Raw genomic sequence first — 22,918 nt, forward strand, 5'->3', positions numbered from 1 at the left:
GCTGAATTCCCAACAGACTGTTCTGTTGGGATTTTTTGTGCCAGGAAATTCGTAAATTAGGTCGCATTATTCATGAACAATTCGAAAAAAAATGAACCTTAATTTAGTAGACCAACTTACATTATTGGCCCTGGATGATGAAAAAGGGAGTTTTGTTGCAGATAGTTTTTCATTTGCCTATGGCCTTGCCGGAGCAATCATTCTGGAACTTTCTTTACAGGACAGAATAGAAATTGTTGGCAAAAAAATAAAAGTAAGATCAAAAGAATCTTGTAATAATGCATTGTTGGATTATTTCCTGGATAAAATGAGTAATTCCAAAAAAGAAAGATCCATTCAAACCTGGGTAGAAAACATTGGGGAAAAAGTTTCATACATCAAAGAAGAAACAGTTGACAAGCTAATTCTGGAAGGCATTTTAAGAAGGGAAGAAAAAAAGATTTTATGGATTTTTTCTGTAGATAAATTCCCGGCTGAAAATGCTAAGCCGGAAAACCTGCTAAGAAAACGCCTGAATCATATTCTGCTAAACGATAAGGACGTAAATATGCATGAAATTATGCTGATTAGTTTAATTGACATGTGTGAGCTAAACAATGAAGTTTATGGCAAGCAGAGAGCCAAAGAGTACAAGAAAAAAATAAAAGCAATAATAGAGAAAGGACAGTTGAGCTCAGAAATTGGAAAGGCAGTAAAAGAAATACACGATGCATTAATGGCTGTTATTGTAGTTTTAATTACCACTACTGCTGTCACAACAAGCATAAGTTCTTAATATTCACTTTATTTATAAGCCTGATTTTCGTAAATTGAATATCAATTCACTAGAATCAGGCTATGAAAACAGAAAATATATCAACAGGAATTAACCTACGGGTAATTTTAATTTTTCTGATAACCTCAATATCAGTTTTATTCTTCCTTTTTTATATTGACGAAGGCTATTATTCAATTGCCTGGATGAGGGAACCATTTGCCTATATCGTATTTATGATTTACCTGATCCCTACTTTTCTGTGTCAATTGCTGATTTATATTGTACTTTTGAGGGTGAATATTGCGACGGGAAGAACTGTTCTGAGTATTATTCTAGGCCTATTTTTAGGAATCTCTTTGGTTGTGTCGGCATTCTATATATTCTAGAAATTTATTACACATTATTCATTGCAAATTGTTCATTATCCACTGCCTCTTCTTATCTTCACAATCCTATTTTAAAGAATGTGAATATGAATAAAGAGCAGATCATAAATCAAACCGAAGAGTTTGTTAAGAAAACATTGGCCAATGCTGAAGGAGGCCACGATTGGTGGCACATTTACCGTGTTTGGAAAACAGCTAAACATTTGGCGCAAGATGAAAAAGTAGATCTGTTTGTAGTAGAACTTGGTGCTTTGCTTCATGATATTGCCGACTCGAAATTTCACAATGGCGATGAAAGTGTTGGACCTAAAAAAGCAAGAGAATTCTTATGCTCTGTTCAGGTTGATGAAGAGGTGATTGTGCATGTTGAGCAAATCATCAGTAACATTTCCTTTAAGGGAGGAAAAGAGGCTCAAAAATTCAAATCGCCAGAATTGGATGTGATACAGGATGCCGACCGTATGGACGCCATTGGAGCAATTGGAATTGCACGAACCTTTAATTATGGCGGACATAAAATGCGTGAAATTTACAATCCGGAAATTGAACCGAATTTAAACATGAGCAAAGAGGAATACAAAAATTCTACAGCTCCTACCATTAATCATTTCTACGAAAAATTACTACTGCTAAAAGATAGAATGAATACACAGGCAGGAAAAGAAATGGCTGAGCAACGACATGAGTTTATGGAAAAGTATCTCAAGCAATTTTATGCTGAATGGGAAGGTGAGTTGTAAAAATAACTGGAATGTCTAAAAAAAATGAGGTAGCATTTGTGCTGCCTTTCTTTTTATCAAGAATAAATAGATATGTAAAATACAAACCACAAAATAATTATCATATTATTTTGATATGCTTTACTTGTTTTATAGTTTTACCAGCGAAACTTTATCCTTTTGATTGACTTAAAGATTGAATGGAAATGACATTTTTCACTTTACAAGATGCTTTAAGTTATAGGAATATTAACCTTTTTAATGATTGTTTCATGATGAGTTTAAGATTGAAAATGAAGTATTGCTTCGCGGTGATGATTCTTGCATTTCTTTTTATTTTAGCCAGTTGTTCAGAATCTAAACAAAAAAATATTCAACCCAATATTATCATATTTCTGGTCGATGATATGGGAATTATGGATACATCACTTCCCTTTCTTACAGACTCATTGGGGCATCCCCAAAAATACCCTCTGAATGAATACTACAGGACACCCAATATGGAAAAACTGGGTGAACAGGGAATCAGGTTTAATAACTTTTATGCCCATTCGGTATGTTCACCTTCGCGCACTACTATAATGACAGGACAGAATTCTGCCCGGCACCGAGTGACCAATTGGATTAACTCTGAAAATAACAACCGGGGAGAATATGGGCCTGCCAATTGGAATTGGAAAGGACTTGATAAATCAATGATAACGCTTCCGAAAGTATTACAGCAAGCGGGTTATAAAACAATTCATGTTGGAAAAGCGCATTTCGGTCCATTTGGGAGTGAAGGAGAAGATCCATTGAACCTGGGCTTCGATGTAAATATTGCAGGCTGTTCTATTGGGAAACCAGGGAGTTACCTTGGAATCGAGGCATTTGGACACAGCGGGGGAAACAAAAAAAGAGCGGTACCGGGATTAGAAAAATACCATGGCAAGGATATTTTTTTAACAGAAGCCTTAACTCGTGAAGCCAATTTGGCAATATCAAAAGCCAAAGAGGAAGGAAAACCGTTCTTCCTGCATATGTCACACTATGCAGTGCATGCTCCATTTTATTCAGACCCACGATTTGCCGAAAACTATAAAGATTCTGGTAAATCAGTTAAAGCTCAGGCTTATGCAACATTAATAGAAGGAGTCGATAAATCTTTAGGAGACATCATTCAGCATGTGAAAGAGCTTGGATTAGGAGAAAACACTCTTATCTTGTTTTTGGGAGATAATGGTTCAGATGCTCCTCTTCCAATTAAGAATAACTATAGTAGCTCACTACCTTTAAAAGGAAAAAAGGCTGAGCACTGGGAAGGAGGGATGCGGGTTCCCTTTATGGCTTCCTGGATAACACCGGATAATGACGAAAATTGTCAAAAAAAAATACCCATTTCGAATAATATTATTCAGGAACAAATGGCCTCTATTATGGATATTTTCCCAAGTCTTTGTTATGCAGCAAATATTGATTTACCAGCAGATTATATCATAGATGGTTTCAATCTTAAAACTCAGTTTGCCGGTACAAAAAACAATAATCGTAATGAACTTTTTCTAAATCATTATCCGCACAAGCATCGTAGTAGTTATTTTAGTAGTTTGGTACAATCGGAATGGAAAGTGGTTTACCATTTTCAACCAGGCGAAAAGCCTGAATATGAATTGTTCAACCTTAAAGTTGATCCGTTTGAAACGAATAACCTGGCAAAGAATGAACCAAAAGAGCTGAGAAGGATGATGAAAGCTTTAGCAACAGAACTGGAAAGAAAAGGTGCACTGCTGCCCCAAAGAGATGAAAAGTTATTGGAGCTGAAAATGCCATGATAAAACAAGAGATTAAGGATAGAATGACGAAATTATTAGCATTGATGCTATTCATGTTTATTGCTATATCTGTAAAGGCAGTGGATGTAAAAGGACAAATAATTACAGGTAAAGACACAATGAATGTAATGCTTAAAATACCTGTAAATATGATTTCTCAAGAGCCTGCATATAAAAAACTTCAAAACAGTGTAAGATATATCACAGAGAACGGACAAAAGAAAAAATTAAAACCAGATATGGCCGATGAAATCAAGTTTAAATTTGGTTTTGATACCATACGAATGGTATCGGTTCCTGATCCGGTTGGAGGAAGTCATAATGGGTACTTTGACTATTATATTTTTCTTAGGATTCTTGTTGATGGGAAAATTAAATTGTATTTGCATCCGTCATCAAAAGTAAGTTTCGGACCTGTTGCCAGCATTTCATCCAATTTTGGTGTAGGGGTAAATACAGTTCAATATGCTAAGATTGAGGGCGGAGTAATCTATTTGAAAAAGGATGACGAAGACTTGAAGTTGGTCGCTAATTTTGGTAGAAATAAAATGAAGAATTATTTTTCTGATTGTCCGGAACTGGTTCAAAAAATTGAATCGAAAGAATTTAAAAGCAAGGATATTATTCAAATCGTTCAGTATTATAATTCTCATTGTACAGATTAATTTTTTTCCATTAGCCAATATTTCACTTCAAATTATTTATCATGAAAATTAAAAACAAACTAATCATCTCACCTTTATTTATCGCATTAGGAATCTTGTCGAAACTTCTCTTAAAAAATGGGTACATCCTTATTGATGAGGAGATCATGAACTTTTTTGCAGGCTTCTTTTTAGGAGTTGGAATAGGATTCTTGATAGAAAGTATATGGTCTAGGTTCAGCAAGAAGAGAGAAGCATAAAAGCAAATGAGGCAATTTTTTGTCTCGTTTTTTATGATTTGAATTTTACTGGGAACTAAACTATATTTGATCTAATCATTAATCTATAAAGCTGGAAATTACAAGATATCACACCATTTCAAGCTAAGCTTAAACGAAATTATAATGTTGAAAACAAGATTACTAAATTGCCTGCTTTTATTGGCTTTTTGCTCGAACAGTATTTTAGGAACGGCACAAGGATTATCAAGTGAAAAAATCGACTCCCTGGCCAATAAAACATTGGAAATGTTTCCGCTTGCCGGATTTGCCGTATCAGTCGTTCATAATGGTGAAGTTGTTCATGCTAAAGGATATGGAGTTCGATCCATTAAAACCCAGGAGCCAGTTGATAAGAATACCTTGTTCGCCATAGCCTCCAACAGTAAATCTTTTACTGCTGCTGCTATGGCCATATTGGTTGATGAGGGAAAGCTGTCGTGGAAAGATAAAGTGGTAGATCACATTCCTGAGTTTACCATGTACAATTCCTATGTACGCGATAATTTTACAGTGGAAGATTTGTTGTGTCACCGAAGTGGTTTAGGACTGGGAGCAGGAGATCTAATGATTTTCCCTGATGGCAGCGACTTTACCGTTGATGATATCCTAGAGAGTTTTCAACATCAGAAACCTGTATCTGCATTTCGTACCAAATACGATTACGACAACTTACTTTACATCGTAGCAGGTGAAATTGTGCAAAGAATTAGCGGCATGAGCTGGTCCGAATTTGTGGAAAATAGAATCATGAAACCACTTCAAATGAAAGCTTCAGCAGGATCATTCAAAAGAATTCAAAATGCCAATAACATTGCATTGCCACACTCTTCGGAATATGGCGATTTGGAAATCGTTGATGCTTATACCAACCCTTTAATGGACGCTGCCGGTGGTATCTACTCCAGTGTGAACGATTTGAGCAAATGGTTGATGATGCACCTAAACAAGGGCAAATATGGTGAAGATCAGGAATTATTTTCCGTGAAAAATCAGAACTACATGTGGAAAGCACACACCATGCTTAACTTTTCAGCCAGGGGAGGTGGAAAATACAAAAACCATTATAAGGCTTACGGTTTAGGTTGGGTAATAGAAGACCATAATGGCTATACCATCATTAGTCATACTGGCGGATTGCCAGGTATGTTATCGAAAACCGTACTCATCCCCGAATTGAATGTGGGAATTGCAGTTTTGACCAATACTTTGCCTGGCGGATATGCTTACCACATGATTCCACAGGCCATTATTGATTCTTACATCGAAGCCGAACCTACCGATTGGAATGCTTTTGCCAAAAAACGATTATCAGGAACTCAACACGAGGTTGATTCTGTGGTAAATGCAGTGTGGAAAACGGTGGATTTTGCAAAAGATAAAACCATTGAGAATTCGGATTACATTGGAATGTATAAAGACAATTGGTTTGGTAAAATGGAGGTGTACGAAAAGGACGGAGAACTTTGGATTCGCTCGCTGCGATCGCCTAAATTAACCGGTCCAATGTACTATTACAAAGCCAATAGCTTTGCTGTAAAATGGGCTTATCGCGATATGAATTGCGATGCCTTTGCCATTTTTGCTTTAGATGAAGAAGGCAAGGCACAAGGCCTTAAAATGAAAGGAATTTCTCCGAATATCGACTTTAGTTTCGACTTTCAGGATCTGGATTTAAAAAGGGTAGATTGAATAAAATGAAAATATCAACATTAAGAGTCACGAGAAATTGTGGCTCTTTTTTTCATTTTATGAGTGCTAAACACCTGTTGACTTTTGCAGATATTCTCCTTACATTATTTCAAATCGAATGGCTTTTCCCAATAATAACCTCTCTTTAGGTAGCAAACACAGTAAGATGAATAACAAACAACCCAAATGTCATGAAAAGCGTCGTTCTAATAACAATTTTAATGCTTTGTTGCATTATGGCCTATACGCAGGTAAACCAGGCAAAGAAAAAAACATATTACAAAACCTGGGTAAAATTATACAACGATAACAAACCTGGCGGACTCCTTTACCAGGTAACTGATACCTCTATTCTTATAACTGATTCTTTCGAATTTGATGAACTGCATTTTGAAGCAACACAAAATTTGAACAACCTGATTTATTACGACATTCGATTTATTGAATTAAAGCGAAAAAAATCGGCAGGACAAGCCGCTTTGATTGGAGCGCTTTCGGGTTTGGTGATCGGTGGAATACTTGGTTTTGCCGATGGAGATGACGATGGAGGAATTATCAGCTTTACGGCAGGAGAAAAAGCCTTAATTGGCGGTGGAATGGGCGCGATTACCGGTGCAGGTTTAGGAGTAATGCTTAGTTCTTTTAAATTCAGAATTCCCATAAATGGAAAAAAGCGACAATTGGATAGAAATCGTAAACGTCTGGAGCGCTTTTCGATTCAAAACCCGTAAAAACGTTTACATGTAAATTTTAGAAATCTCCTGCAAAAGGCAAACAAACTTTACAGAATGAAATTTTGATATGCCTGAAATAATTTAAAAATTAGCAAATGATATTTTTAAAGCAGTATATGGGTACATAAAACACGAAAATGAAGCACCAAAACCTGATCATTCTATTCTTGTTCCTTTTGTGGAATACTTACCAGTTAAATGCACAAAATAAGGTAGCCATAAGCATTGATGATGCGCCAAATACAAGAATCTTTCAAAGCGACCATTACCAATCGCATTTTTTAAACGCGATTGATTCTTTAGAGCTCCCGGTAACGGTATTTATCAACGAGCGATTGATTTACAATAGAGATTCTGTCAATAGGAATTTTGCTTTGCTCAACAGGTGGGTAAGTAGCAAAAATACGATTGTTGGGAATCATACATTTAGTCATCCACGTTATTCTGCGGTTGGATTCGAGAAATTTCGAGAAGATGTTTTGAAAGGAGAAAGTATCATTCGGGAATTGACTAAAAATTACAAAAAGAAGCTGGAACACTTTCGTTTTCCTTACAATGATATGGGAGCCGATTCTCTGCAACATGTTCAGATGGATAGCCTTTTGAGTTCATTAAATTATCGTATTACACCATTTACGATAGAAAGTTCTGATTGGATGTTTAATTGGGTGTATGAATATTATCTAAGGCAGAAGCAATACGAAAAAGCAAAGCATATTGGTGAACTTTATGTATCCAAAACCATAGCGTATTTTCACTTTTACGATTCATTAAGTGTAGAAAAGTACAATCGAAAAGTCAAACAGATCTATCTGTGTCACGATAACAGTATAAACCGTGATTATTTTATTGCGCTTGTTTCAGAATTAAAAGCCCTGGAATACGAGTTCATCAGTTTGGATGAGGCTTTAGAAGATGAAATTTACGCTCAAAAGAATAATTATTACCGAAAATGGGGCATTTCGTGGTTGTACCGTTGGATGGATTCGCAGAAGGAGAGAGTGCGTTGGATGAAAATGGAACCTGATATGAAAGAAATTCAAAATCTTTACAATAACTTGAATCAGAAAAATAAAACGTACTGATTTATTTTTGCCAGCTTAAATCTGTAACTAGCACTTCGTCAATTAAATAGAATAAAAACCAACAGCATGAATACACAAGATCAAAATCAATTCGAAAAAGCAAATGGTCCAAACTATATTGATGGATTTGTACTGCCAATTGCACGAGAGCATTTGATCGATTATAAAACTGTTGCCGAAAAAGTAGCTGACATTTGGAAGGAGCATGGAGCCATTGCCTACTTCGAATATGTAGGTGATGATTTAGAACTCGAGGGAACTAGATCATTTGCTGAGCTTGTAGATGTCGAAGATGATGAAGTAATCATTTTTGGTTGGGTGGTTTTCGCATCGCGTGAAGCACGAAACCTGGCCAATCAAAAAGTAGCAGCCGACCCAAGAATGAACGACCTGATAGCCCCATTGTGCGATCCATCAAGAATGATTTTCGATGCTTCGAGAATGCTGTATGGTGGATTTCAGCCCTTAATTTTTAAATAAAACACCAAGTCTCATCAAAAAAGGTGGATATGGAAGATCTAAACCATAGCATCCTGGTCTTTCTCGACTATTTTTTCCTGGTATTTCATACCATCTATTGCTTGTTTGCTGTGTTTGGATGGATTTGGCGAAAAACAAGATTGTTACATTTGTTAACCTGCTTATTCACTCTATTTTCATGGTTGATTATTGGCATTTGGTATGGTTTGGGCTATTGCTTTTTAACCGATTTACATTGGGAAGTTCGAATGGCCCTTAACGATCCTCCACATTCAAATTCATACATTCATTTTCTAATCAGGGAAACAATTGGCCTTGATTTGTCTGTGTCTTTTGTGAATCAGGCTGTTATCCTTATATTTTCAGCTTGCTTTCTTCTTTCAATATGCTTAAATTTAATAGAGTACAAGAAAAGAAAGCATAAAGGTATGATGTGAAGTAGTACACGAGCAAAATTCTTATGTTTTGATACAGCCAGAATTTTGATCTTTCAAACCACAAATTAACCAGAGCCAAGTCTTTGCTAAGAGCCTAATTCCTTGAGTTTTTGTGAATGAGATTACATGGTATTAATAAGATCAGTTCTAAAATTCCTGTATACATTCAATTCCGATTTGTAATTTCTTTCGAGATCCAATTAAACTTGAATACATGAAAATACTCGCCATAATGCCTTTTTTCCAGGAGCTGTTGATTTTAATGGTAGTGATCTGGGCTTTTTCTGTACTTCTGCGTAAGATTGGAATACCAACAATTATGGGTGAGCTGGTGGCTGGAATTTTAATTGGTCCGGCAGTACTGGGGCTTATAGAGCCAAACGAAATTATCGAAGTGCTTTCACAATTGGGCATATTCTTTATCCTTTTGCATGCGGGTGTAGAAACCAATCCTCGCGAGTTTGTTAGCGCCCTGAAAAAATCTTTTGGCATTGCATTTATTGGCGCTTTATTTCCCTTCATAACTTCTATGAGCATCGCCTTGCTGTTTGGATACTCTCTTAAAACAGCACTTTTTGTTGGTATCAGTTTAACTGCAACTGCGGTGGTGGTAACCTTAAAAATACTACAGGATCTGAACCTTAGCAATACACGTTTGGCAAGGGTAATTGTAGCCTCTTGTATTATTGATGATTTGCTGTCTTTAATCTGTTTCAGTCTGATTTTATCTGTTGTGAAAAGTGAAAATATCAGTGTAACCTCCCTGGTTTTGATTGCTGTAAAATCAACTTTGTTTTTTGTAGTAACTATTGTGGCAGGCTATTATCTATACCCATTGTTTAAACGTCCGTTCCAGCACAGTAGTGGCAAAGGATTTACTTTCTTGCTGATATTGGGATTGGTTTTCGGACTGTTTGCAGAACTGATTGGTCTGCACATGATTTTAGGTGCCTACCTGGCCGGCTTATTCTTTCGCGAAGAGGTGGCTAACAAGGAACTGGTTAAAAAGGTAGAAGATCGATTGTACGCAATTGCCTACTCATTTTTAGGACCTATTTTTTTTATATCTCTTGGCTTTCACATCACCTTCGACGCTTTTACAATTGAGGGGATCTTTTTATTAATGTCGCTGGTTATTGGAGTAATTATTATACAAATTTTTAGTGCTGGTTCAATGGCAAAACTGGCACAATTTTCAACTGTCGAATCTGTTACCATAGGAATTGGAATGACAGGTAGGGCTGAAATGGCTTTTATTCTTGCTGCAATTGGTCAAAAATTGCAAATTCTTGATAATAACCTTTTTTCAATCATTGTATTTTCAACCTTCTTGCTAAACTTCTTTGCAACATTCGGATTAAAATATTGTGCAGGCGTGATTAAACGAACACAAGCGAAACAATTTAAAATGGAGATGTAATGCACCTTTCCTTATTGTTGTTATTCTTCTGATCCGAAGGGGAAAATGCAAGAAATGTGATCGTAAATATGATACACTCATTTTGAATTTTACGAATCAAAAGACTTACTGTCGGCGCTGTAATCAACTTATCAGTAAGAGAAATAGTATCGCTAAAAACGTTTCAGCAGGTATTTGTATCGTAATTGAAACAGAGCCGAACATACAATCAAACTTACGGGAAAGCCAAACCAGATGCCCACAGCACCAAAGCCCCATTCAAATGCCGACAAATAGCTAAATGGCAATGATATCAGGAAATACGAAATAAAAGTGATGATTACAGGTATTCTGGCATCGGCAAAACCTCTCAAACTTCCTGCCAGTACAATCTGAATGCCATCTACCAATTGAAAAATACTACAAACAATTAGCATTTGTGCTGCCAGTTGAATTACTGTGTGGTTTGTTGTAAACATGAGCGGAAGAATATTTCTACCACCAATAAAAATAAGAACTAAAAGGCCGCAGTACAAGTACATAAGATTCATCGCAGTTTTGGTTGCCCTGATAATTCCTTCTTTATTTTTCTCACCCTTGTAATGACTTACGCGTATGGTAGTTCCTGCTCCCAATCCCTGGTAAATCATAAAGCCAAGTGTTGAAAGTGTAATGGCAATTTGGTGAGCTGCCATACCAATTTCGCTCACCCAACCCATCATGATGGCACAGAGTCCGAATGCACTGGCTTCCATAACAATTTGCCCACCTAAAGGAATTCCCAGCTTTACAATTTTAAGGCATTTATTCCAGGAATATGAGCTATTTCGACGAAGTGAATTAAACAGTTGAAATTTTTTATTTTTATAAAAGAGAAACAAAAAGGATATGGCCATAAATACCCTGGATATCAGTGTTCCAACGCCAGCACCGAGGAGTCCTAATTCAGGCAGCCCTAATTTCCCATACATAAACAAGTAGTTGGCAATAACATTAATTGCATTGGCCCAAAGCATGATCTTCATGGCCGTTTTGGTATCTCCAATACCTTCAGCAAACTGCTTAAAACCATAAAATATCATCATAGGTACAACCGAAACGATTAATATGGCCAGGTAATCTTGCGATGCTTGCAGAATACTTTCCGGCTGACCCATAAATGGAATTAGCAGGTACAATATCAGTAAGATAACAGCTAACACAACACCCATGAAGGTGTTAGCAAGTATTCCATTTTTTACCCACGATCCAATGGAACTGTATTTTTTTTCGCCCCAATTTTTACCAATTAAGGGTGTAAGAGCAAATGAATAGCCCATTCCAAATATCAAAACCAGGCTGAATAAAGTATTTGTAAAAGATGCTGCAGCAAAAGGAGTTGTTCCCAACTGACCAATCATGACATTGTCGATTAATCCGACAGTGATTTGTCCTGCCTGGGCAATAATTACAGGTATACTTAGCGAAAGTGTCTTTTTATATTCATCGGAATGTTGTTCCCAAAATTTCATAGCAAGCTCGTGTTGAATGTTCTAATACAATAAACTTGCATCGGATTGTTGAATTGAGCCGATGGGATAATTTTATATTAGAATTGTTGTTTTCGATTTCTGCCTGCAAATATATTTCGGTCAAAAGGCAAATTGCTTTACATTTGTTAAGTCCGAATCAAAAAATGTTTTTATGAGAAATGTGATTGCTGCAATCGATCGGTACTATAAATTGTCGGAGCAGAGCAAAGGATTAATTTTAAAAGAACTGGAAGAATTTCGCCTAAAGAAGGGAGAGGTGCTGATACATGAAAACATTCGCTCTCCCTATTTGTATTTTATTGAAAATGGGGCAGTAAAGAATGATTATATCGATGAAAAGGGGAACAAAAAAGCAGTTTGGTTTGGTTTTGAGGGCAACATCTGTTTTTCGTTGAATTCTTATATCAATATGAATTACATTCATGAAACCACTGAACTGATTGAGGACAGCTTGTTTTACAGGGTAAAAATTAGCCATGTAAAAGCATTGTATCAGCAGCATTGCGACTGGGCCAATTGGGGACGCTGTTTTATTGAAAGTGTTTTTGTAAATACGGTACACGAATTGGATGAGTTTAAATCCTTAACAACAAAAGAAAAATACATTAAATTGATTGAAGGAAACCAAAATGTAAAAGACAGAGTTCCTTTAAAGGATATAGCTTCTTATTTGGGCGTATCGCCTGTAACCATTAGTCGATTAAGAAAAGAATTGGGTGCTTAAAAGCCATTCATTACAAAGAAGATTATTATGAATTCCACCTATCACATATTAAATGGAGATTGCCTGAAAGAGATGTTTCCAAAATCCCTTAAGGGAGAATTGATTGTTGCTCGTGAATGTTTGGTTGATGGTGATGTGGAAGGTGAAAGCCTTGATGATTTACTTGAAGTTCGGGCAAAATTCATTTGCAGTAAATACCCGGTTTTTAGTGAGGAAGAGTATCAGCAGGGAACTTCAATTGAGATTAAAAAGATACTTAAAGCTGCTGAGGAAGATGAAGTGAATTTATGGTTCGAGGATGATTTGTTTTGCCAGGTAAATTTTTGGTTTTGCCTGAATCTTTTGTTTGAAAATGGCAAAATGGAGAAGATTTTTCTCGTTCGTCCAAATCAAGGAAACGAATACAACTTCGGCAAAATGAGTGAACAGGAATTGATTTTAGCTCATGGGAATAAAATTTTGATAGATGCAGACTCATTGAAGCTGATGGCCTACCTCTGGCGACATTATCAAAAACAGGAATGGATAGCTATGCATGAGATTGGTAGAATTGTGCAGAAGCGTTTCCCATTTATTCTGCCAGCTGTAAATGCACAAATTGATCGTTTGTCAAAGGGAAGTTTTGAAGGCAGGCCAAAGGAGAGTTTAAAGAAAATCATGGCTGAATTGCAAACTAATGAATTTGGACCGATTTTCAGAGAATTCTGCAAGCGTGAAGAAATCTATGGGTTTGGCGATTTTCAGGTTCGTTCCTTACTTCAAGAAATAGAAAGAGACTCTTAACTCCTTTATGTCCAGAGTTATTATTATCGATATCGAAAGAAATATTCAAAAAAATATCTTCATCAAACCAAAACATAGCTTTGTCAAGTGCAAACAATTTAAGTGAATCCTTGACTGATAAGTGGCGTATCAATATCCAGACACTGCTACTTAAATTGACTATGAAGAATTGTTGGGAAATAATGAAGTGTGGACGGCAAGAGAATGGAGAGAATGTTGATGAGTTGGGAATATGCCCAGCCGCACTTCCCAACGAATTCGAAGGTGTTCATAATGGCATAGCCTGCGGGCGTTTTTGTTGGACCATCACTGGAACCTTATGCCATGGTAAAGCAAGTGGAACATTCGCACAAAAATTTGTGAGCTGTGTGGAGTGTACATTCTTTAAATACGTGCAGGATGAGGAGGGACGCAACTTTCATGTAACTCCTAAGCAAGCCAAAGAGAACAACAGAAACTACGTACTTCAAAATAACATGCAAAGAGATAAAAAGAAGTAATCTTTCTTTTTATCTCTTTTATTTTGTGTGTAATTTTTATTTCCTGGTAAAAATCCAGGAACCAATTATCGCTGTAAAAGGAGCTACCAGCACTAGTCCAAAACTTCCAACCAGGGTATGCAAAATTTCGCCTGAAACATAGTTTAGGTTCAGGATATTGATCATTGGAGTTCCCTGGGCAATAAACACCATTAACAAGGCTGAAAAACCTCCCGAGTAGGCCAACAGCAAAGTAGTGGTCATGGTTCCAACTACGGCTTTTCCTACTGCAAATCCTGATTTGCGAAGCTCTTTACGGCTGATATTTTGATTGGCCTGGTACACTTCTGCTTGCGATGCTGCAATATCCATCGAAATATCCATCACTGCCCCCGATGAAGAGATGAAAATCCCGGCAAGGAAAATTTCGGTAAGATTTAAATAATTGTAACCCGAGTATAACAGCGTTTCGGAAAAGGGTTTAATGGCTCCATGAATATTAAATAATGTACCAAACAAAATGGCCATGATACAGGTTACTGCAACGCCACTCATTGCCCCCAAAAAGGCGCTTACACCTTTCTTGTTTGTGCCGGCTACCAAAAATATGATTACCGATGTTAGCAGGGCAACAATTGCCAATGATAGTGGGATAGGAGCATAGCCTTTTAGTAAACCCGGAAGAAGGAGTTTCCAAATTGCAATTCCGGCAAATAGAAAGGAGAGCATGGCTTTTATTCCTGTCCAGCCTGCAAATGCCACCAGAAAAATTACAAAAAGAGCCAAAAGGAAAGCCTCCAGCCTAATTCGATAATGATCGACCACCGAAGCGCTGATAATTTGAGAATTGTCTTTATTTAAATTGAGTACTGTAAGGGTTTTGTCTTTTGGCAGAAAGAATTTATCGAACTCCATTCGGCCCACCAATTGATTGAAGGCAGTAAGTTCTTCTCCTTTGAATTTACCATTAAGTATCCTGATTTTCAGACTTTGCGTTCCCGTTTTGATAATGCCCGTTTCTACAATTAAACTGTTATCGGTTTCCAAAACCAAAGCCCTAACCCGTTCAGTATTCTTATCGGTTTGTGTTTCGAAACCATTGGGCAAGAGTACAATTACAGTGCTCAGTATGATAAGCAGAACAATAAGTATAAGGTCTGATTTTTCTGGTAGCTTGAATCTAAACATGTGCTAAAGTTAGAAAGATATTGAATATTTAAAGGGCATTGTATCAGGGAAAAATGCAAAATACAATTAAACTCTTACTTGTAAAAAAGCCCCGCAATTGCGAGGCTTGTAAATTATCTTTTTTCAATCAGTTTAATCAGGTTCTTAGGAACGTCGGTATTGTCGAAAAAGCCTGTAAACAAATCAGCTCCTACACCAATGGAACGAATTGGAATTGGTGCTGCTGTATGCGAGAAGGATGTCCAGCCAATACCAGCTTTTTGCGATAAAATATGACATGCAGTAATCGTAAAAGGATCGTAACTACCATATAGCAAGTAGAACTGATCAGACTTTTTCATTGCCTTGTTATAGTTCATGCTTTTTTCGAATGCATTTTGAAGTTGCTGCATTTCAAACTCGCTTAGTTCTAATCCTTTTTCTGCATCGCCTAATCCGAAATGCTTTTTCACCAAAGCCAAACCGTCGTCCAACTTGTACTTTCCTTCTTTTTTCTTTTTGTACTTGGCAATGATTTCTGAGAAGTTTTCGTATGAAATGTTCTGGTGTTGAAGCAAGGCAAATGCCGATTCGTAATGATTTCCAGCAAATCCCATAGCCATACCACCAGTTTCGTGGTCGCCGGCAACTAGAATCAAAGTCTCCTCAGGATGTTTTTTATAGAAATCGAGAGCTACTGCAACAGCATTGTCGAATTGTAAGACTTCCTGAATTACAGTAGCAGCATCGTTGGCATGACAAGCCCAGTCAATTTTTCCACCTTCTACCATCATGAAGAAGCCTTTTGGGTTATCCAGTAATTCGATTCCTTTTTTGGTAAAATCGGCAAGAGAAATATCCGATTTTCCTTTCTGATCGATAAAGTAAGGAAGCGAATTTCCACCAGCCATTTTTGGAGCGATACTGATAATTTTATCATCCCCCTTTTTAAGGGCTTTGAATTCTTTCACAGTATTGGTAAATCGATAACCTCTCGATTCGGCAATTTTTATCGAATTGCTTTCCTTCTTTTCCAAAACAACATCACCACCCATTCCAAAGTTTGCCATTGTATTTTTTTGATCAATTTTGCCATCACCTTCAGGATGTTTAAAGCCACCTCCCGCAAAGTAATTAAAACCACTTTTGCTTAGGTCAAGACTGATATTGTAATACATGCTTCGGCTTGGTTGGTGAGCGTAAAAAGAGGCAGGAGTTGCGTGATCGATAGAAACCGAAGAAACAATTCCTACTTTATAATCTTTCTCTTTTGCCAATTCTGCAATGGTTTTTAAAGGGGTCTGACGTTTGGCATCCATTCCTACCGTACTAATTGATGTTTTAATACCAGTAGATAAGGCTGTTCCCGCTGCCGCTGATCCTGTAATAAAACGATCGGTAGCATAAGTGGTATAAAAACCTTGCTTCGGTAAAGTGTTCAGCTTTAACTTTTGAATGCCATTTGTGTTATTAATGGCCGCAAGGTATGCCTCGGCAGTATTGGCTTGCGATAGGCCCATTCCATCTCCAATAAAATAGAAGATGTATTTTGGAGCCGATCCCTTGTAATTGTCTCTTTCGCTTGGTTGTGCAAAAACACTGCTAATTCCAAATGCTAACGCTAGAATAAAGCAAATGGTGATTGGTTTTAATCGTATCATGATTTTGGTATAATTTTTTCCAAATCTATAAAAAAAACATTTATCTAAAATGATTTTAAATAGTAAAAATGCTTAAATCTATCTTAGATTTTTATTTCATTTTTTCAATGCTCTGCTGATTCTTTTGGTTGAAGAAATTTTTCCCTTCAGGAGAATACAAGAAGTCCACATAATCTTTAAAATATGCAATTACTTTGTCACGAACTACCTTCATGGTAGAGTTCAGAAGCTTGTTCTCCTCGGTAAATCCTTCGGGAAGAATGGCCACAGCTGTTGGTAACCAGCGGTGTGGGAACATATCTTCATATTTGCCACCTGCTTTGTATTCATTCAATTCGGCTTGCAGCATTTCCAAAGCGGCTTTCTGCCCTTCTTCGCTATCAGCCGAAAGGCTTTGCTCTTTTAATCTTGAAGCGATTGCTGCTTTGTTTGGAACAATTAAAGCGATGGTATAAGGATCCTGATTGTTGTACAAGATACACTGATCCATGAGAGGAGATTGATCAACAAATGCTTCTTCAATTCCTTCGGGACTGAATTTTTCACCATCATTGGCAATCAGCAAAGATTTGAATCGTCCTAAAACATATAGGAAACCATCCTTATCCATATAACCCATATCGCCAGTATGTAACCATCCATCTTTCAGTGTTTCTTCCGAAGCTTTTTCATTTTTCCAGTAACCTTTCATCACGTTACCACCCTTAATTACAATCTCACCTTTTTCTCCAACAGGAAGGGAATCTCCTTCATCATTGCAGATATTCAGATCCATATTGCTTACCAAAAATCCTGAAGAGCCCAGCTTGTGCTTGTGGTGAGCGTTAGATGAGATAATTGGAGATGCTTCCGATAATCCGTATCCCTGGTACATAGGGATGCCAATGGCATAAAAGAATTTCTGCAATTCAATGTCAAGAAGTGCACCACCTCCTACAAAGAATTTTAGATTGCCACCAAAATTTTCCCTGATTTTCGAAAACAATATTTTATCATAGATCATGTACATAGGTTTCAGAAACATGCGGCTTCCTTTTCCTTTGTTCCATCCATGATCGTTGTATTTATAGGCCAGGTTTAAAGCTTTGTTAAACAATCGCTCTACTTTTGGCCCTTTTGCTTTAATTCCTTTTTCGATATTTTTCTTGAAATTCTTTGCCAGTGCAGGTACACTCATTAAAATATGAGGTTTAATTTCCTTGATATTTTTAGGAATATTTTTCAAGGCCTCCATAGGAGAATTTCCTTGTTGCACCGCAGCAATGGATGCTCCCTTAAGCATAAAACTGTATATGCCGGCAGTATGAGCAAAAGAGTGATCCCAAGGCAAAATCAGTAAAGTTCTGTAATGCTCTGGAATATGCATCAAACTCGATGATTGAATAACGTTGCTGGTGTAATTGTTATGCGTTAGAATAATTCCTTTAGGATCGGCAGTTGTACCCGATGTATAGGAAATATTTGCATTGTCATTGGCTTCAATCTTGTTCTGAATTTTTCTTAGCTCTTTTTGATCATCTTCCGATAAGGATTCGCCAAGTTTTAAAATCTCCGAAAGGTAAACCTCTTTCTCTTCCAGTTTTACACTCTCATCAATTACAATCACTTTCTCAAGACTTTCCAGTTCATCCTTTATCAATCTTACTTTTTCGATGTGATTTTTCGAAACAATAACATACCTTGCTTCCGAGTGAATCAATCTAAATTTAAGTTCGTTTTGAGCATCAAGCTTTACCGAAAGAGGAACATTAACTGCACCGGTAAACAAAATTCCAAGCTCAGAAAGAACCCAGGCATTTCGCCCTTCCGATAAAAGTCCAATACGATCGCCTTTCTGAATGCCTGAAGCATACAAACCTGCAGCAAGTTTCAGTACCTGATCATATAAATTGCCATAGGAAAGCGATTCGAATTTTTTGCCATTGTGTTCCCATAAATACGGGTTGTTACCGTATTTTTTTACACTTTCTTCAAAAAGTTGAATGATTGTATTCATCGATATATTGTGTATGTCTGATGTGTAATTTAGTAAGAAAGCCAAAAGTAATTGATTCGTGGTGCCAAAGCAAATTAAACAATTTAAAAATTTATAAAGAATCAATAGAAAATGGCAATTCGTAAAAGCATGTTTAAAAAGCTGATATTTCTTCTTGTTTTTACTTTCGCAAATATCTATTTTGAAGCCGATTAAAAAAAGATGAGACTGGAAAATAGGACCTTATGAGTTCACCCAAAATTAATTCCGAATTGTCTATAAAATAAAAGGAAACAAAAAATAACAAAAAACAACAAAAAACAACAAAAAACAACAAAAAACAACAAAAACTAACCTTAACCCAATGAGTAGTTTAGAAAAATATTTCAAGAAATTTCGTAAAAATACGGTAGGTTATGATGCCTGCTTTTACTCGCCGTATGGTAAGCAGAAGATTGTTTATGCCGATTGGATAGCCAGTGGCAGACTATATGGTCCGCTGGAAAAGAAGATGTTAAAGGAATTTGGGCCTTATGTGGCAAATACACATACCGAGACCAACGAAACAGGAACTTTAATGACTCAATCCTATCATCGAGCGCAGGAGTTGATTAAGAAACACGTAAATGCAGGTCCAGATGATGTAATTATTCACGCAGGATTTGGGATGACGGCTGTAGTGAATAAACTACAGAGAATTTTAGGACTGAAAGGTTGCGGATTAATCGGAAAATATCAGTGCCAAAAGGAGAGAGAAAAGCCGGTCGTGTTTATTACTCACATGGAGCATCATTCAAACCAAACATCATGGTACGAAACCAATGTTGATGTAGTGGTAGTTCCTCCTGGAGAAGGTCTGACTATTAGTCTCGACAACCTACGTGCTGAACTGGAGAAATATAAGGATCGTGAAATGAAAATTGGTTCATTTACAGCCTGTTCGAATGTTACTGGAATTGTAACACCATATCACGAAATGTCAAAAATCATGCACGAATATGGTGGCATCTGTTTAATCGATTTTGCAGCTTCGGCTCCATATGTTGATATTGATATGCACCCTGAAGACCCTATGATGAAACTGGATGGTGTTTTCTTCTCGCCACATAAATTTCTTGGCGGACCAGGTTCATCGGGCGTAATGATTTTTGATTCGAAACTATACAATTGCGAGGTGCCTGATAACCCTGGTGGAGGAACGGTTGACTGGACCAACCCATGGGGAAAATACAAGTTTGTAGACAATATTGAAGCGAGGGAAGATGGTGGAACTCCAGGGTTTTTACAAGCCATTCGCACAGCACTGGCCATTGAGGTTAAAAACCAAATGGGAACCAAAAATATTGCAGACCGCGAGGAAGAGCTTTTGGAGTTGGCATTTACAAAACTAAAGAATGTAAAAGATGTACATATTCTTGCTGATAATGTGCAAAAGCGATTGGGTATTCTATCATTCTACGTAGAATACATTCACTACAATTTATTGGTGAAATTATTGAACGATCGATTTGGAATCCAGGTAAGAGGAGGTTGTGCGTGTGCTGGAACATACGGTCACTACTTGTTGGAGGTAAGCCAGGAACAATCGGATGCCATTACCAATGAAATTACTTCAGGTGATTTATCGCACAAACCAGGTTGGGTACGCTGGTCGTTACATCCTACAACTACCAATAAGGAGGTGCTATACTTTATCGATTCTTTAGAGAAAGTAATTGAAAACTTCGAAGAATGGAAACAAGATTATACCTACAACCGCAAAGTAAATGAGTTCTATTACAGCGGTAATAAAAATGCAAAAAAGCAAATTGAGGTGAACGGATTGTTCAGCTTGTAAAATATTGAATGCTTATCTGATAAATCGTTTTCTTCGATTTCTCGGATAAGCATTTTTTGTGCCCTTTTTTATCCTGTAAAAGCCAATCGATAATTAAATAACTCAGAATAAGATATGCTTATTCAATAGATTAAGCAGAATGATAAATGTACTTCATACAACATCATCAATCATCTTTTACTTTCCAGACTGATTTAGCAATTTATTAACCTCCACATGGCTTTTCAGCTGTAAATATTTTTATATTTTTGGCCCGATTTTAACCAATTGAAAAATAAGGTGTACGATATTATTGGAGACATTCACGGAGAGGCGGAAACACTAAGAAAACTGTTAGTTTCGTTGGGATATACAAAGAAAGGGGAGGGATATTCTCATTCTGAAAGAAAAGCGGTATTTGTAGGCGATTTTTTAGATAGAGGACCAGATAATTTTGCAACATTAGAAATTGTGGAGCGAATGGTAAATGCTGGAAATGCGTATGCAGTTTTGGGCAATCATGAACTCAATGTGATTTCTTACTACACAAAGTACGAGAATGGAGAATATCTGCGCGAGCATAATGCAAAGAACAGAGCAGGAATAAAAAGCTCTTATGAAGAGTTTAAAACGGATAAAGCAAAACGAAAGTATTACCTAAAGTGGCTTCGCACATTGCCGCTATTTCTGGAACTTGATGAGTTTAGGGTTGTACATGCAGCCTGGGACGATAAGGCGGTGGCATTACTAAAGAAGGAAAACCCTGAAAATAGATTAAGCAAAAAATTTCTACGACGTGTTTTTTCGGAACGCGGAGAGCTATTCAAAGCCATGCTGCTCATTTTAAAAGGTCGTGAGTTCAAGATGCCCGAAGATATGATTTTGAAAGATGGACATGGTTTTAAGCGAATGGCGTACAGAATTAAATGGTGGGAGCCAATAAATGGACAAACATTTGAGGAAATTTCTTTGGGGAATAAGTTCAGTTTACCTAATTACACCATACCCCAGGAACTTTGCTTTGATATTCCACTGTATCCATTCAATGAAAAACCAGTATTTTTTGGTCATTACTGTTTAAATGATAAAGCGGGAGTAATTCGTGAGAACTTGTGCTGTGTGGATGGATGCATTGCCGATGGAGGTGTAATGCTTGCTTACAGATGGGAGAGTGGAAAGCTCGATCAAAATAATATTGTGCAGGTGGAAAAGGCAAGGCTAGAAACAATGGTTGAGTAAATAATTGTTGAGCGCAAGTGAAAAAAACAAGATGGATTTTTAGCTAAATTTTATTGATGATGATAAAAGATGTGAAAAGAAATTCTTCCATTTACGGTAGCACACTTATCCATCCTTCACTTTTCTCTTTCAAATATTTTTATATTTTTGATATAGATTAACCAATCAGACGAAGACGTGTACGATATAATAGGAGACATTCACGGAGAGGCGGAAACACTTAAAAAGCTACTAAAATCCTTAGGTTACAACGATAGTGAAGAGGGATTTTTTCATCCCGAAAGGAAAGCTGTTTTTGTTGGAGATTTTGTAGATAGAGGTCCACAAATATTTGAGACCCTTAAAATTGTGAAGAAAATGGTTACATCAAACAATGCCTACGCGGTTGTTGGTAATCATGAACTGAATGTATTGGCTTACTATACCAAAGATGAAGATGGTGCTTATCTTCGCGACCATAATCTGAAGAATAAAACTCAGATCAAGAAAACTTACGAAGAGTTTAAAATTGATAAGGAAAAACGCAAGAAGTATTTAAAATGGCTTAGAACGCTTCCAATTTTCCTGGAGTTGGATGGATTTAGAGTTGTGCATGCCTCATGGGATGATAAGGCAGTTGAACTTATTAGAAGGGAGAACCCGGAAAATAGGTTGAGCAAAAAGTTTTTACGCAGAATTTATTTCGAACGTGGCGAAGTTTTTAACGCTCTGATGCTTTTATTAAAAGGTCGTGAGTTCAATATGCCAGACGATATGGTATTAAAAGATGGATATGGCTTTAAGCGTTCGGCCTACAGAATAAAGTGGTGGGAACCAATGCAAGGAAAAAGCTTTAATGACATATCCTTTGGGAATAAGTTTAAATTGCCATCGTACACCATTCCAATTGAACTGTGCTACGATATTCCTTTGTACCCGGAAAGTGACTTGCCCGTGTTTTTTGGTCATTACTGCTTAAATGAAAAGGCTGGAGTAATCAGGAATAACTTGTGTTGTGTTGATGGTTGCATTGCAAATGGTGGCGTAATGATTGCTTACCGTTGGGACAATAAAAAGCTCGACCAATCGAATTTAATTCGTATCGAAAAAGTTAAAAAGGTAGAAGCTTTCTAAACTTGCT

General features: G+C 37.0%; 22 protein-coding genes. 18 read left to right on the forward strand and 4 right to left on the reverse strand.

All coding sequences use genetic code 11. The features are described 5' to 3' along the window. Positions 1-91 precede the first annotated feature (91 nt). The 12 genes from ELS83_RS04900 to ELS83_RS04955 all read left to right on the forward strand — a co-directional run bounded on the left by ELS83_RS04900 (position 92) and on the right by ELS83_RS04955 (position 10,443). Positions 92-775 (forward strand): GOLPH3/VPS74 family protein, encoded by a 684-nt coding sequence (locus ELS83_RS04900; protein ID WP_171594413.1) that lies wholly within the window; start codon positions 92-94, stop codon positions 773-775. A 62-nt stretch (positions 776-837) separates the two neighbouring features. Then, positions 838-1,143, forward strand: coding sequence for a hypothetical protein (locus ELS83_RS04905; protein WP_171594414.1), 306 nt, complete (start codon positions 838-840; stop codon positions 1,141-1,143). An 86-nt stretch (positions 1,144-1,229) separates the two neighbouring features. Next, complete coding sequence (locus ELS83_RS04910) at positions 1,230-1,883, forward strand: HD domain-containing protein (protein ID WP_171594415.1); 654 nt, start codon at positions 1,230-1,232, stop codon at positions 1,881-1,883. 251 nt (positions 1,884-2,134) lie between these two features. Next, a complete protein-coding gene (locus tag ELS83_RS04915) occupies positions 2,135-3,673 on the forward strand; it encodes a sulfatase-like hydrolase/transferase (protein ID WP_216616381.1) in 1,539 nt (512 codons plus the stop codon). Between the two features lie 23 nt (positions 3,674-3,696). Beyond that, the gene (locus tag ELS83_RS04920; protein WP_171594416.1) at positions 3,697-4,338 is read left to right on the forward strand and encodes a hypothetical protein; all 642 of its coding nucleotides are present in this window, start codon (positions 3,697-3,699) and stop codon (positions 4,336-4,338) included. A 41-nt stretch (positions 4,339-4,379) separates the two neighbouring features. Continuing rightward, on the forward strand, positions 4,380-4,577 hold the full coding sequence (locus tag ELS83_RS04925; RefSeq protein WP_171594417.1) for a hypothetical protein: 198 nt from the start codon (positions 4,380-4,382) through the stop codon (positions 4,575-4,577). 144 nt (positions 4,578-4,721) lie between these two features. Continuing rightward, positions 4,722-6,287: a serine hydrolase gene (locus ELS83_RS04930; protein ID WP_171594418.1), complete on the forward strand. Its 1,566-nt coding sequence runs from the start codon at positions 4,722-4,724 to the stop codon at positions 6,285-6,287. Positions 6,288-6,478: 191 nt separating this feature from the next. Then, complete coding sequence (locus ELS83_RS04935; protein WP_171594419.1) at positions 6,479-7,018, forward strand: glycine zipper family protein; 540 nt, start codon at positions 6,479-6,481, stop codon at positions 7,016-7,018. A 140-nt stretch (positions 7,019-7,158) separates the two neighbouring features. Beyond that, positions 7,159-8,106, forward strand: a complete 948-nt coding sequence (locus ELS83_RS04940) for a polysaccharide deacetylase family protein (protein WP_171594420.1) — start codon at positions 7,159-7,161, stop codon at positions 8,104-8,106. 66 nt (positions 8,107-8,172) lie between these two features. Further along, positions 8,173-8,586, forward strand: coding sequence for a DUF1428 domain-containing protein (locus tag ELS83_RS04945; protein WP_171594421.1), 414 nt, complete (start codon positions 8,173-8,175; stop codon positions 8,584-8,586). Between the two features lie 29 nt (positions 8,587-8,615). Continuing rightward, positions 8,616-9,023, forward strand: coding sequence for a DUF2784 domain-containing protein (locus ELS83_RS04950; protein ID WP_171594422.1), 408 nt, complete (start codon positions 8,616-8,618; stop codon positions 9,021-9,023). Positions 9,024-9,237: 214 nt separating this feature from the next. Next, positions 9,238-10,443, forward strand: coding sequence for a cation:proton antiporter (locus ELS83_RS04955; protein WP_171594423.1), 1,206 nt, complete (start codon positions 9,238-9,240; stop codon positions 10,441-10,443). 152 nt (positions 10,444-10,595) lie between these two features. On the opposite strand, the gene ELS83_RS04960 is transcribed toward ELS83_RS04955, so the two are convergent. Then, the gene (locus ELS83_RS04960; RefSeq protein WP_171594424.1) at positions 10,596-11,933 is read right to left on the reverse strand and encodes an MATE family efflux transporter; all 1,338 of its coding nucleotides are present in this window, start codon (positions 11,931-11,933) and stop codon (positions 10,596-10,598) included. Between the two features lie 172 nt (positions 11,934-12,105). On the opposite strand from ELS83_RS04960, the gene ELS83_RS04965 reads away from it, so the two are divergent. From ELS83_RS04965 to ELS83_RS04975, 3 genes are all read left to right on the forward strand, one after another. Further along, complete coding sequence (locus ELS83_RS04965; RefSeq protein WP_171594425.1) at positions 12,106-12,678, forward strand: Crp/Fnr family transcriptional regulator; 573 nt, start codon at positions 12,106-12,108, stop codon at positions 12,676-12,678. 27 nt (positions 12,679-12,705) lie between these two features. After that, entirely contained in the window at positions 12,706-13,461 is a 756-nt protein-coding gene (locus ELS83_RS04970; RefSeq protein WP_171594426.1) for a DUF1835 domain-containing protein, read from the forward strand. 161 nt (positions 13,462-13,622) lie between these two features. After that, entirely contained in the window at positions 13,623-13,961 is a 339-nt protein-coding gene (locus tag ELS83_RS04975) for a two-CW domain-containing protein (RefSeq protein WP_216616383.1), read from the forward strand. A gap of 36 nt (positions 13,962-13,997) precedes the next feature. On the opposite strand, the gene ELS83_RS04980 is transcribed toward ELS83_RS04975, so the two are convergent. The 3 genes from ELS83_RS04980 to ELS83_RS04990 all read right to left on the reverse strand — a co-directional run bounded on the left by ELS83_RS04980 (position 13,998) and on the right by ELS83_RS04990 (position 18,764). Further along, complete coding sequence (locus tag ELS83_RS04980; RefSeq protein ID WP_171594427.1) at positions 13,998-15,128, reverse strand: YibE/F family protein; 1,131 nt, start codon at positions 15,126-15,128, stop codon at positions 13,998-14,000. A gap of 113 nt (positions 15,129-15,241) precedes the next feature. Next, positions 15,242-16,768, reverse strand: a complete 1,527-nt coding sequence (locus ELS83_RS04985; RefSeq protein WP_171594428.1) for an alkaline phosphatase — start codon at positions 16,766-16,768, stop codon at positions 15,242-15,244. 91 nt (positions 16,769-16,859) lie between these two features. Continuing rightward, complete coding sequence (locus ELS83_RS04990) at positions 16,860-18,764, reverse strand: AMP-dependent synthetase/ligase (RefSeq protein ID WP_171594429.1); 1,905 nt, start codon at positions 18,762-18,764, stop codon at positions 16,860-16,862. 343 nt (positions 18,765-19,107) lie between these two features. Here ELS83_RS04990 and ELS83_RS04995 point away from each other — a divergent pair, with 343 nt between their 5' ends. From ELS83_RS04995 to ELS83_RS05005, 3 genes are all read left to right on the forward strand, one after another. Continuing rightward, on the forward strand, positions 19,108-20,580 hold the full coding sequence (locus tag ELS83_RS04995; RefSeq protein WP_171594430.1) for an aminotransferase class V-fold PLP-dependent enzyme: 1,473 nt from the start codon (positions 19,108-19,110) through the stop codon (positions 20,578-20,580). 267 nt (positions 20,581-20,847) lie between these two features. Next, complete coding sequence (locus tag ELS83_RS05000) at positions 20,848-21,798, forward strand: metallophosphoesterase (protein WP_171594431.1); 951 nt, start codon at positions 20,848-20,850, stop codon at positions 21,796-21,798. Positions 21,799-21,975: 177 nt separating this feature from the next. After that, positions 21,976-22,911, forward strand: coding sequence for a metallophosphoesterase (locus ELS83_RS05005; protein WP_171594432.1), 936 nt, complete (start codon positions 21,976-21,978; stop codon positions 22,909-22,911). The last annotated feature ends 7 nt before the right edge of the window (positions 22,912-22,918 follow it).

This window comes from Marinifilum caeruleilacunae, assembly GCF_013141825.1.
Lineage (GTDB): Bacteria > Bacteroidota > Bacteroidia > Bacteroidales > Marinifilaceae > Marinifilum > Marinifilum caeruleilacunae.